The organism is Fluviispira multicolorata, assembly GCF_009208585.1.
Lineage (GTDB): Bacteria > Bdellovibrionota_B > Oligoflexia > Silvanigrellales > Silvanigrellaceae > Silvanigrella > Silvanigrella multicolorata.
The window spans coordinates 20974-33198 of sequence record NZ_WFLN01000004.1; the positions used below are offsets into that span (position 1 = coordinate 20974).

Sequence of the window (12225 nt, forward strand, 5' to 3'; positions counted from 1 at the left end):
GGCGGTATGGTTTTACTTTCTTTATTGCGCGATAAATTTAAAGGAATGCCTTGGGGTATTATTTTAACAGCGTACGCCATTATCTTAATTGGTTTATATAATTTATACAGTGCGACAAATGCAACAGTAAATTCAATGCGTTTTTATGATCAAATAACTTTTATTTTATTAGGAACTTTAGCAGCTATTTTTTGGGGTGTTTTTTTAGAGTTAAAAAGCATTGAGCGGCTAAGCCTTCTTGGATATATTCTTGTCTGCATAATGCTTTTTTCTGTCGATATTTTTGGACGCAGTGCAAAAGGTGCAGAGCGTTGGCTTGTGCTTGGACCAATTCGCTTGCAACCCAGTGAATTTGCAAAATTTGTAATTATTTTAATGGTTGCACAAAGTTTTAATATGATGAAAGGTTTTTCAGAGTTTTCTTTGCTGAGTTTATGGCGACAGATCTTATTTATTGCTTTGCCATTTTTATTAATTCTTGCACAACCTGATCTTGGAACCGCAAGTCTTGTTTTATTAATTTCAGGTTTACAAATAGCAACAATTAAAGTTCGAGGAAAAAGTATTTTAACTTTATTTATCATTGTTATCTCATTTATTATTTTAGCATGGAATTTTGTTTTATATGATTATCAAAAGCAAAGGGTTTTAACTTTTATTAATCCAATGCTTGATCCGCGTGGATCGGGCTATCACTCCATTCAAAGTATGATTGCGGTTGGAAGTGGTGGTCTGTGGGGACAGGGGTTTGGTCAAGGAACTCAAGCACGACTCAATTTCTTACCAGAACGGCATACGGACTTTGCCTTTTCTGTTTGGGCTGAAGAACATGGTTTTGTGGGGTGTATTCTCCTTATTTTCTTATTTTCTGCTCTTATTATTCAGATTTTTCAGTCTGCCGATCGTGCACGTGATTCCTTTTCTGCATTGGTTTCGGTTGGGGTTGGAGGTTTTTTCCTCTTTCATTTTATAATAAATATTAGCATGGTTTTAGGTGTATTTCCAGTCGTTGGAGTTCCTCTTTCTTTTTTTAGCTATGGAGGAACTCACATGATTACAGCAATGAGTTGCATTGGTCTTATTGTTGCCGTAGAACGAAAGAGGCATTTATCGACAACTTCTTTCTAGGAGTAAACTGTTGTCAAAAAAATCGGACAAAACTAAATTCAGGATAATTGTATTTATTCTTGGCAGTTTCATCGTGAGTTGTGTATGTGTAATTATTTTTCTTTTTGCTACTTCATATGAACAAAAAGAAAATATAATAACAGCTCCATTACAAGGTGACTTAAAAATTGAAGATTCTTCTGAGCAATTAAAAAGTAACAGACAAGAAACAGAAGTTAAGACGAAATAATATGCTTATGAAAATACATTTCTCATGCGTATAATTGGTATTGACCCAGGCACTCGAATTGCAGGCTATGGAGTCGTAGACTTATCTGAACAAAAAAATTTAAAGGCCATTGCTGCAGGTGCATGGAAATTAGATGCACAAAAAGAACTCCCCCCTCGATTGGCAACTTTAGCAATAGAGTTTAGAAGGGTTGTAGAAACTTATAAGCCGAGTCATATATGCCTTGAACTTTCTTTTTTAGCTGATAACCCAAGAACGGCTTTATTTTTAGGACATGCGCGTGGGGTTATTTTGTCTGAAGCTCATCAATTGGGACTTGTAATTTCAGAAATCAGCGCCACCTCAGCTAAAAAAATAATCTCAGGTAATGGAAGAGCTGAAAAATCAGCTATTGCAAAAATAATGTCTTCCATGCTCGGATTTAATTTTGTTAATTTACCTTACGATGCCACTGATGCATTGGCAATTGCCTGTGCGGATGCTATGCGCAATCGAAATTCTTCTTTTGCAAATTCATCTGTTACTTTAGAGTCAAATTCAAGTTCAAATGAAAATATTTTAATCGATTGGCAGAAAAAAAGAAAAAAAGGGAGAATTCATCTTTCTAACTTTGCTTCTCTTTTAAAGGCAAAATAAGTTTTAGTTCCTTTATCTCTTTTTCTAAGTTTGCAAGTTTTTCTTTAAGCTCTATCATTTCGACGAATTTTTCTCCTAAAGCTTCTCTTTCAATATTTTTTACGAATTTTTCGAGAGATCTTCTTGCTCTTGGAATTAACATTGAAAAGAGTCCATAATTTTTCCGATTTAGGAATTGATAAAAAGAATTTTCATACCAAGGATCTTGTGATGTAATCCATAAATTAGGAAGTGTCATACAGGTGCGAATTGGAAAATATGCTGAAGTAAAACGATTTAATATAGGGCGAACCTCAGAACGTAATTCAGGATATCTTACTACAATGTTAGCAATTGCAGATAAAGAACCATTGATGATCCGCCAATGCTGAATTATATTTTCAGCCACTGGTGTTAGTTTTGTTATATATTTACTATTTCCAAGCTCACCAATAAGAGAAAATGCTGCATTTTCAAGAAAACCATTATAAGATTCCTCTTCAATAATTTCTTCAGCAGTTTTAAGTATTTTCTTTCTATTTTCTTCTTTTCTAAAGATTGAATAGTTTTTACTTAAATGGAGAATTCCTCTCAGAGCTGCATTGCGTGAATGCAAATTTTCTTTCTCATTATGCACAATTTTTAATAAAATATCATAAGTTTTAGTGGGATTTTCTTGATAAGATTGAGCTAGTGCAGAAATGTAATTGGCACGAGATATGGGATGTTTTTCATCAATTTGTAATAATAATTCTAATGCATAGAGTGAACCTTTGTCCGTTAGTAATTTATAGGCAGATATGCGTGCCCTAAAGCAGGGTTCTTCTCTTAACCATTCTAAAATATGATTTACATTTTCTTGTGTGCTATAGTGAGTTAAGATAGAGCATGATGCAATATATTTAATGTAACTTAAATTAGGGTCACTCTGTTTAAAAATATTCCGACAATGGATTTCAGGAATTTTTTGCGTAGTTTCTGCAAGAAGTGTAGAGCGTGGATCAAAAATACAAAAAGAAATTTTTTGTTTGAGTGGTAAAGTTATTTTTTTAATTTTTTCATCGATTGTGATTTTAACTTCTTCACATATATTATTTTCATAATAAATAGCAATATATGTTTCAAATTGAAATAAAGGAAATTCTTTAGAGATATTTTGCTTTTGTTCAATTTTTATTTCAACAAAATTTTCATTTAATGGAGAAAGATTTACATTAACATCTAAAACAGGATGACCTCCTCTAAAAATAAAGTTATCAAAGTAAGGCGCCGCATTTATCCCAGTGCATTCTTGAATTGAATTCATGAAGTCGAAGGTATCAACTGCTTTATATGAGAATTTAGTCAAATAATAATTTACTATTTTTTGAAATGTTTTTTCGCCAAAAATATCTCTTAGATAGTTTAAAAAAAGTGCTGATCTTTGATATAGATGAGCATCAAAAATTTCTCCGGGGAACTCATATTGATAGCAAACAGTTGGGCGAAAATATGAATTTGCTTCATTTAAATAATCTTCTAAAAAGACATCTCTTGCATAAAAAATTCCACTTACTTTTCCATTGACATGTTCGTCCCACAATAGTTCACTATGAGTTGCAAAACTTTCGTTGAGCCAGCCATGAGCCCAGCTTTTACATGTTAATAAATCACCAAACCATTGGTGTGCCATCTCATGCATAATAAGAATACTTCTAAAATCTGTTCCTGAACTAAACTGCACAGGGCCCAATGCTTCATCTGTATTTATTGTGAGAGTCGTATTTTCCATACCTCCATACATGAAATCAGCAATAAATGCTTGTCCATATTTTTCCCATGGGAATTCAAAATTCCAATAGTTAGAATAGAATTCCAGCATTTCTTTTGTTTCATTTAAAATAATTTCTTTTTGTTTCTTATGCTCATGTGGAATTAAAATAGAAATTTCTTTTTTTCGCCATGTGTCCGTATAAATTTCCATTTCACCAGCTGCAAGTGCTACAAGATATGGTGAATGAGGTTTTGTCATTTTCCAATGTTGGTATTTTTTATTGTTTTCAATTTTTTCAGATATTTTTAAGCCGTTGGAAAGCGCATTCCATTCCTTTGGAAATGTGACTTCTAAGTCAGTGGTGATTTTAAGGCGAGGATCATTCTGACAAGGAAACCAATAAGATGTGTCTACATCTTGGCCTTGAGTCCAAAGGCAGTTGTATTTTGCATGACTTTGAGTGTTTTTATGGATAAAATAAATGCCAGAACGAGGATTTATAGTGCAGTATTTTATTTTAAGTAGAAACCATTGTTTAGCCTTTATTTTTTTTGGAATATTTACATTTAATTTTTCGCTGGTGCTCTCAAATTCACATTCGATATATGATATTTTTTCGAGTTTTTTTAAAGATAAATCGGAGTTTTTTTTATTAAAGACAGAGTCATCAGAATTTATGGGAGCAAAAAAGACAGAGAAAATATTTAATTCGTTTGAGTCTATGAGTACTTTTTCAAGAAGCTCACTTTTAGATTCAAAGAAAATATAGGCAACTCCAGAGAGGGTTTTATTTTTGAAATCAATATCTAATTTTAAATAAATATGCCTTTGCTCAATAGGTCTGTCACTGTCGTAGTTCAGTTTATTATTTTTGTTTGCTGGAAAATGAGTCATTCCATATGAGTTCTCTGAGTTTTTCTGTGTATTATCAAATATTTTTTCTAAATGTGAACCGAGTATCATCAGCGAATCCCCCTTTTGTATGAGTTTTGTTTAAACAAAAAAGTTAAATAATTCAATAGTTAATTTGACTTTAGGTATATATATTTTAAAAATTATTATAAAGATAAATTTTAATTTGCTTTGGAGATAAACTTGCTAAAATAGCTTATTTTAAATATGGCAAGTAGCATTGAGAATACTATTTTTTTATTGAGGTAGATATAGAAAAATGCGAGCAATAATTTTTCATTTTTATAAAAATTATTATTATTTTTAAACTTGTGAAAGGCAGTGTAGAATTATGGATTTGCTATCAACTAGAAATTTATTATTCAGGTATTCGTATTTACTTATACCCGTAATATGGTTTTTTTCAATTTTATTGTGTATATTTTTTATTTTTGGCTTTTACACAAAAGATATTATGAGAATAAATTCGGTTTTAGTAGCTGTTTTAATTTTATTATATCCAAATATATTAGATGGGAAAATATTAAAAATACAGAATAAATTAAATTCTTATTTAGAAATATTTTCTAAGTGGATATTTATAAATCCTTGGAAATGTGGAGTAATTGTATTTTTTATTCTATTTTTTTCTTATGGTTTGAAAGGATTTTATTTAACAGATACAGGCTATGATACTGGATTTTTTCTTCAAGCATTATCTAATCCATATTTAAATGGAACTTATCAGTTAGTATCTTTTGAAAATAATGCTTCATTTTTTAGAAACCATTTTCAACCTTATCTTTTTCTCTTATTTCCTTTTAAATATCTTCCCTACCCAAGTATTTTTTTATATTCTACGGCCTATATTTTCTTGTCTTTAACTCTTGTAATCGGTATTAAATTTATCAATAGTGAATTTGACTTTCCAATTGTTCAGAAAATAACTTTATTGTTAACTTGTTTAAGTTCTCCTTTTTGGGATGGGTTATCTTCATATGAATTCCATGAACTTGCTCTTGTTCCCTTTTTTTATTTATTAATTTTTATTTCGTGGTATAATAAATCAATTATTAAAATTATATTTTTCTCTCTAATGGCTTTATCTCTAAAAGAAACAGTTGCTATTACATTCATTTTTTCAGGTTTATTGATGATTATCTTTGGAAAATCATTTGATAAAAAAGCAGGTTTGGCTTTGTTTTTAATGGGTAGTATAATTTATATGCTTTATTTTAAAGTTATTTTGGTGAGTTTGTATGATAAAAGTAATTCATATTTTATAAGCTATTACTCTACTTTAGGAAATACTATGTTAGAAGTAGCTTTGTCACCATTTCTAAAAACTCAAAATTGGTTAATTGCTATGCTTCAATCAAAAAATATAATATACATTTTTTATGTTATATTACCTGTTATTTTATATTTGAAAGGCGGATTTAAAGCACTTTTTTTTGCTTTTCCTTTAATTTATACTTCAATACTAGCAAGTGGAAAAAATTTACTTGATTATAAAAATCAATATGGAGGTGAGCTTGTAATCCCATTGTGTATATGCGCTTTTTTTGGATATAAACATTTAATAAAAAAAAATAAATTACAAAATTTGTTTTTTAATCAAAGACTTTTACTGTCGTTTTCAATTATTGTTTTTTTTGAATTTCTATTTATTAATCCAGTTCAAGGAATGAAAGAGTTACATAAAAATAAAGAGAACGTTAAATTTACATATGAATTGCAAAATTTACCATTAAATTATGTGGTTTTAACGAATACGAGTTCAGTATTTCCTTTTGTCGGACAACGAGAAAAAATTATTTTGAAAGAATATACAAGTGAAATTAGTCCGGAACAGTTTCTAGGCGTGAATTACTTTATCTATCTTGATAATGGTATATATAAAATAAAAACACCTATTAATGCAAAGATTGTTTCAAACTATAAGGATTATTATTTATATAAGATAGATTAACTCTTTTTAAAGAAGGTAAAATAATCTTTAGAATGGGTTAAGGAATATTCCATTCAGTCCAATGATTATTCTTGGCATGCTTTTCTAAATCACTTAATATTTGGCTATAATTAAGACAGACTTTTATTGAGTCTGTAATTTTTGTTTTTTCCATTTTCCAATTTTTAACGTATTTAGGAAGTGGAGTAAAGCTTTCTGCAATTTTTAAGGGTCTTTTAAAAAAAACGGAACGATGCGTATCACCTTGAATAAGAAGAAGAGGCTTTTTTGCTGGTGTAACAATATGACTGTCTTTGTAAATAATATGTTCATTACAACTGGTTTTAAAATTACCAAGATTTTCCTCTTCGATTGGTCCTTTTAATTCAAGAATATCTTGCATTGAATTTTCGATAATGAAATAGCCAATAATATATAAGTTTGCTTTTCCATTTAAAATAAAATTTGCTTCTTTCGTATCGTAGAGTTGCAATGAGGCACAAAATAATAGTAAATCATCATCATTAAGATTTTTGAGTTGAGCTATTTGTGCTTTGCGAGTTTCACCGTATGTAAATGTATAGAACTCTGGATCAAAATGTGCGGTTCCCTCTTCGACAAATGAACTCAAGTGCATTCCATGTAAATTTGTGTTTTGACAGTTTAAATGTGAATAGTGCTTATGATTGTGCTTTTTATTTTTATTAAAACTGCTTTCAAGAGGTGCTGGAATGTATTCAAACGAGTTGTCACTAAAAATGGGTGATAATCCTTGATTTTCTTTTAAATTTGCGCCAACTTTCAAAAGCAAAGCACAGTTCATATCGCTTCCTTTATATAAATCATAAAGTACTTCAACAGTTTTAATATTATGAGATATTATATAGGTTTTAGATAAAAAATGGCAAAAAAATGTCATTAAAAAACCACTGCCATTTAAATTAATAAGGACAGTGGTTTAAAGTTTAAAAGATAAAATATTATTGATGAGTTGCACCATCTTCTTTTTTCTTTTTACTTTTTTTCTTCTTTGCTTTCTTTTCATGTTTATTAGGTTGCTCTGCCGGTGCTGCCGATGCTGCCGATGCTGCCGGTGCTGCTTGTGCTGTGCTTGTTGCAGGCGCTGGTGCAGCAGTCGGTTCAGCAGCAGCTGTTGTGCTTTGAGCGAAAGAAGGACTCGAAACAGACAAGATCAAAGCAGAGGAAAGAATCATCGGAATTAGTTTCATAGGAAACCTCCATTTATCCGGGCTTTTTGCGCAACGGATGTTTTTCATTAAAGATTGAGAGTCCTTTACAACGGCAATTTATAATATGAACTCTGCATTGGATTCTCATATATATTAAACTAAAAATACTTTTTTTTTATTCCATTTTCAAAAAAAAAGTATTGAGGTTTCATTGTCAAATAGTTGACGATATTTAAAATTTTAGACTTTGAAAAAATTAAGCTTTTTTGAGGTCTGCAACATAAGGTAGATTTCTATATTTACCATCGAGATCGAGGCCATAACCAATGACGAAATGTTTAGCAATTTCAAAACCAACGTAATCAGCTTTTACAGGAAACTCATGTGCCTCTGGCTTGTCTAATAAAGAACAAACTTTAATAGATTTTGGATTTGTTTTTCTTAGTTCTTTTAGTAGAAAATCAATTGAGCGACCTGTATCAACAATATCTTCAATAACAAGAATTTGTTTGTCAGTGAGATCTTTTGGCAGAGGAGTGACAAGGGTAATATTACCTGTACTTGATGTGCCTTCATAACTTTTAATTCTAACAGTTTCAATTTCAGTTGGCATACCTAAGTTTCTGACTAAATCGGATGCAAAAAGCAGCGCTCCATGCAACACGATTAAGATAATCAGAGTGTTTTCTGTTCCGTAATCTTTATTAATCTGCTCAGATAGTTGCTTAATTCTTTCTCGAATATCAGCTTCACTAAATAAAACATTTACATTCATTAAACTGTCATTGACTTGAATTTGCATATACAAAGCCTCGCTAAATTTAGACTAAACCTCAAGCGCGACTGCGGTTTTGAGGACAATATTGGCCATATCTTGGGAAAATAGCGAGCCCATATCCATGACGTCGGAGTGGTCTAAGACTTTATGTTTGAGTCCAGCACCATAGTTGGTAAGACAGCTGATTCCAGCAATTTTAGCACCCAGCTGACGTGCTGCAATGGCTTCAAGCACAGTGCTCATGCCTACAGAGTTTGCTCCAAGCATTTGCATCATACGAATTTCTGCGGGAGTTTCGTATTGAGATCCCATTACACCGTAATAAACTCCATTATATATTTTGTGGCCCAAAGCATGTGCAGTTTCTGCAAACTGCTTTTGCCAAGAAATTGTATAACAGGAGGTCATATCGACAAAACGAGCACCAAAGCCTTCTCCGAATTCACCGTTAAGTGGGCTCATTCCTGTAGAATTTATGTGATCAGAGATGATCATCATCCTTCCCAATTCCCAATCGGTATTCAAACAGCCCGCTGCATTTGTCAATATAATTCCTTTAACCCCCCAAGATATCATACTTCTGACATTGTGAACGACTTCACCTGCATTGTTACCTTCATATCCGTGGTTTCTTCCTCTTAAAAAAGCTATTTCACGTTTTTTAGTTGTTCCATTTGGTAACTGAATTTCAATTTCTCCAACTCGAAGATCCCCTGCGTGCCCAGCAACATTTGCTGATTTAAATCCAGGAATTTCTGAGAAGTGAAGATTTTTCATTTCTGCTATATTTGGAATTGCATTGGAAAGTCCTGATCCTAAAACAATACAAATATCAGGAGCTTTAGGATGCCATCTTTTGAGGAATTCACTGCTGGTTTGAACATTTTTAAAAGAGTTACTTTGATTTATCATTTTCTCTCAGCTTTCGTTTAATATTTCTTGATCGAATTTCGAACACTGTAATTACAAAGAGTAGGAACATAGGTATTGTAAGAATAAAAAAGTGATATCTTAAAAAACCAAAAGTTCCTACTATTGCACCCACTCCAAATGAAAAAAGAGTCGTTACATGTAGGAAAAGTCTTTCTACTCGGGATTTGATATAAAACACCTTTACAGAATCTACAAGGATCTCAGAAGTATGTGATATTTCTTTTTTCTTTTTCGATATTTTAATACGTTGGCAAATTTCTAAGACTCCCCCTACAAAAGCGCTGCCGATAGCAACGCCAATATCGGTAGCAGTTCCAGTCATGTGGGTCGTACGTATATGCGAACCTTGTTCTTTTCTTAGAGTCGCATTTTGCATCCCCATGGCAAAGCTTAAAATAAGAAAATAATTTGCATGCCCATAAGAGTCTTTAGTAAGAAGCATATCGTTATAATAAAAGCTGCCAAGTACAACATAAAAAAGTAGAATAGCTTCAATAAATAGAGGCCAGGCATAAGTTGTATCTATGTCTTCTACGGTTTTTCCTTTCAAAAGAATGGCTGTAAATGCTGCACCCGTAATAAAGAAGAAAAGTGCTGAGAATGATGTCAATGCGAGGGTATAATATTGCTCAGAATATTGAACTGCGGCAAAAGTTGCATGGCCTGAAACATGTGAAACGAACTGGCCAAACCCTAAAAATCCGACTGAATTTACGAGTCCGGCCACGAATGCTAAAACAGATCCTAGTCCTAGTTTATGAGCAAAACTGAGTAGAAATATTTTCGTATTTTTTGAAGAAAAATGAGGGATCATTTGTTATCCAAAAGTTTTTTCTGCCAATTCAATGTTACGTTTATAATTTGCAAAAGCATTTCCTACAGGATCGCTATTTAAAAAATCAATTCCCGCATCTTTTAAAATTTCGAGAGGGGGTTTTGAGCCACCTGCTTTTAAAAAGCGAAATATATCTTCTCTGGTTTGATTTTTATCTTTACGAAGGTTTTCTGCAAGGGCAAGAGATGCACAGTAACTCGTTGCATATTTATAAACATAGAATGCCGAATAAAAATGAGGAATTGTCATCCATCCGTATCTAATAAATTCAGGATAATTACATTCATCTCCATACCAAAATTTATTTAAATTCATATAAATTTCCTCTAGTGTATCTGGAGTAAATGCTTCTTCTTTATCTGCAATTAAAGAAGCTTCTCTTTCAAATGCCGCAAAGAGACATTGTCTTAAAACGGTTCCTTCAAAGTTTTCTAAATTTTCTGAAAGTACAGATTTAGCTAACTCAGAATCTTGCATATGGGTTAAAATATAATCACTTAATAAAGCTTCATTGAGTGTGCTGGCAACTTCGGCAACAAAAATAGTATAACCTGAGTTATGATATGGTTGATTTTTGTTACTATAATAAGAGTGCATCGAGTGCCCAAGTTCATGAGCTAAAGTATAAACATCACTTAACGTGCCAGTCCAAGATTGCAACATATATGGGCGAGAACTGTAAGTCCCCCAAGAAAATGCTCCTGATCTTTTACCTTCATTTTCAGCTCTATCAACCCATCTGTCTATTGTTAACCCTTGAGTTGCTACTGCAACATATTCTTCGCCAAGCGGTGTTATGGCTTTTAAGACTAAGTCTCTGCCTTCTTCCCATGAAAAAGTTATTTCTTCTTTGCTCTCATATAAAGAAACAGAGCGATCAAACGGATTGACGGCATCTATTTTTAATAGTTTTTTGCGAAGTTTCATACTTTGATGAAGAAGATCAATATTGTTTTTAATAGATTTTATAAGGCCATCATACAATGAAGTTGGTATATTATCATCAAAAAGCTCTGCTTCTAAAAAACCAGAAAATTTTCTAATTTTTGCAATAGTTGAACCTGTTAACATATTTCCATAATAATTTGATGTTATCGTGTTACGCCATTTACTTATTTCACTGAAATATGAATTAAAAGTATTTCTTCTTAACTCTCTATCTTTTGATTGTAAATTTAATGAATATCTTGAATTTGAAACAAGATGTTCCTTATTATTTGAATCAAGTGCAGGTAAAAACTTTAAATCTGCATTATTCCATTTACCATGGATTTCATCAAACATATTTAAGGAAACAGAAATTCTTGCTAATATATTTTCTTCTTGTTCAGTTAATATATGTGCTTTTTTTCTAATGAGTTCTTCTAATCTAAATTGATATGTATTAAGAGGTTCTTTTTTGAGCCAATCTGTCAGTTGTTTTATATTTAATAATTCAGGCTCTAAAAAAGAAAATTTTGCCATTAATCCAGATAATTTTATTTCAATTTTTCCAACGGCTTCATTTGATTCTTTATTTGCAACATCTTCTGTGTTACGGAGGGAAGCATAGACAAATAAATTTTCAAGTCTGTGATTTAGATCGTCTTTGAATTTTATACATTCATAAATAAGCTCAGGTGAAGAAGAGAGTTTTGATTTATACTTGTCTTCAACGAGCTTTTCTAGACTTTCTTCATTTGGTAAATTATTAAATTCATTTGACCAATGTTTAAAATCTTTGAAAAGATCGCTTAAATTCCAAGTCTCTTCTGTTTTTACTTCATTTCTCTTTTTAATTTTCTGCATTTCTTTCATGAGTCTTCCTTTCATTTGATGTGTGTCAAATAATTGTTTTGGATAAAACTTATAAGCACAAAATGACTCTACAATATCTAATTGATATTATGCGAGTAAATTTAATTTATTTTTTAATATATGAA

General features: G+C 31.6%; 11 protein-coding genes. 4 read left to right on the top strand and 7 right to left on the bottom strand.

From position 1 onward, the window contains the following. The first annotated feature begins 6 nt into the window (after positions 1-6). The 3 genes from rodA to GCL57_RS00175 are packed head-to-tail and all read left to right on the top strand — an operon-like array spanning position 7 to position 1993. Positions 7-1128, top strand: a complete 1122-nt coding sequence (gene rodA / locus GCL57_RS00165; RefSeq protein ID WP_152211231.1) for a rod shape-determining protein RodA — start codon at positions 7-9, stop codon at positions 1126-1128. Positions 1129-1138: 10 nt separating this feature from the next. Continuing rightward, on the top strand, positions 1139-1357 hold the full coding sequence (locus GCL57_RS00170) for a hypothetical protein (RefSeq protein WP_152211232.1): 219 nt from the start codon (positions 1139-1141) through the stop codon (positions 1355-1357). A 24-nt stretch (positions 1358-1381) separates the two neighbouring features. Further along, complete coding sequence (locus GCL57_RS00175; protein WP_152211233.1) at positions 1382-1993, top strand: crossover junction endodeoxyribonuclease RuvC; 612 nt, start codon at positions 1382-1384, stop codon at positions 1991-1993. Here GCL57_RS00175 and GCL57_RS00180 read toward each other — a convergent pair. After that, positions 1962-4688: a M1 family metallopeptidase gene (locus tag GCL57_RS00180; RefSeq protein WP_152211234.1), complete on the bottom strand. Its 2727-nt coding sequence runs from the start codon at positions 4686-4688 to the stop codon at positions 1962-1964. The genes GCL57_RS00175 and GCL57_RS00180 overlap by 32 nt on opposite strands. 403 nt (positions 4689-5091) lie before the next feature. Between GCL57_RS00180 and GCL57_RS00185 the strand changes: the two genes are divergently transcribed. Then, on the top strand, positions 5092-6588 hold the full coding sequence (locus GCL57_RS00185; RefSeq protein ID WP_161597511.1) for a DUF2079 domain-containing protein: 1497 nt from the start codon (positions 5092-5094) through the stop codon (positions 6586-6588). Positions 6589-6625: 37 nt separating this feature from the next. Here GCL57_RS00185 and GCL57_RS00190 read toward each other — a convergent pair whose 3' ends face one another. The 6 genes from GCL57_RS00190 to pepF all read right to left on the bottom strand — a co-directional run bounded on the left by GCL57_RS00190 (position 6626) and on the right by pepF (position 12100). Beyond that, the gene (locus tag GCL57_RS00190; protein WP_152211236.1) at positions 6626-7390 is read right to left on the bottom strand and encodes an Nmad3 family putative nucleotide modification protein; all 765 of its coding nucleotides are present in this window, start codon (positions 7388-7390) and stop codon (positions 6626-6628) included. 157 nt (positions 7391-7547) lie between these two features. Next, the gene (locus GCL57_RS00195) at positions 7548-7796 is read right to left on the bottom strand and encodes a hypothetical protein (RefSeq protein WP_152211237.1); all 249 of its coding nucleotides are present in this window, start codon (positions 7794-7796) and stop codon (positions 7548-7550) included. A gap of 217 nt (positions 7797-8013) precedes the next feature. Further along, positions 8014-8559: a hypoxanthine phosphoribosyltransferase gene (hpt, locus tag GCL57_RS00200; RefSeq protein ID WP_152211238.1), complete on the bottom strand. Its 546-nt coding sequence runs from the start codon at positions 8557-8559 to the stop codon at positions 8014-8016. Between the two features lie 24 nt (positions 8560-8583). Further along, a complete protein-coding gene (locus tag GCL57_RS00205; protein WP_152211239.1) occupies positions 8584-9447 on the bottom strand; it encodes a purine-nucleoside phosphorylase in 864 nt (287 codons plus the stop codon). Next, positions 9431-10282 (bottom strand): YoaK family protein, encoded by an 852-nt coding sequence (locus GCL57_RS00210; RefSeq protein ID WP_152211240.1) that lies wholly within the window; start codon positions 10280-10282, stop codon positions 9431-9433. The genes GCL57_RS00205 and GCL57_RS00210 overlap by 17 nt, the downstream gene beginning before the upstream one ends. Positions 10283-10285: 3 nt before the next feature. Further along, complete coding sequence (pepF, locus tag GCL57_RS00215; protein WP_161597512.1) at positions 10286-12100, bottom strand: oligoendopeptidase F; 1815 nt, start codon at positions 12098-12100, stop codon at positions 10286-10288. Between the last annotated feature and the right edge of the window lie 125 nt (positions 12101-12225).

Coding starts and splice junctions, on each gene's coding strand:
- rodA (WP_152211231.1), top strand. CDS start 7: ATGGTTTTACTTTCTTTATTGCGCGATAAATTTAAAGGAATGCCTTGG.
- GCL57_RS00175 (WP_152211233.1), top strand. CDS start 1,382: ATGCGTATAATTGGTATTGACCCAGGCACTCGAATTGCAGGCTATGGA.
- GCL57_RS00180 (WP_152211234.1), bottom strand. CDS start 4,688: ATGATACTCGGTTCACATTTAGAAAAAATATTTGATAATACACAGAAA.
- GCL57_RS00185 (WP_161597511.1), top strand. CDS start 5,092: ATGAGAATAAATTCGGTTTTAGTAGCTGTTTTAATTTTATTATATCCA.
- GCL57_RS00190 (WP_152211236.1), bottom strand. CDS start 7,390: ATGAACTGTGCTTTGCTTTTGAAAGTTGGCGCAAATTTAAAAGAAAAT.
- GCL57_RS00195 (WP_152211237.1), bottom strand. CDS start 7,796: ATGAAACTAATTCCGATGATTCTTTCCTCTGCTTTGATCTTGTCTGTT.
- hpt (WP_152211238.1), bottom strand. CDS start 8,559: ATGCAAATTCAAGTCAATGACAGTTTAATGAATGTAAATGTTTTATTT.
- GCL57_RS00205 (WP_152211239.1), bottom strand. CDS start 9,447: ATGATAAATCAAAGTAACTCTTTTAAAAATGTTCAAACCAGCAGTGAA.
- GCL57_RS00210 (WP_152211240.1), bottom strand. CDS start 10,282: ATGATCCCTCATTTTTCTTCAAAAAATACGAAAATATTTCTACTCAGT.
- pepF (WP_161597512.1), bottom strand. CDS start 12,100: ATGAAAGAAATGCAGAAAATTAAAAAGAGAAATGAAGTAAAAACAGAA.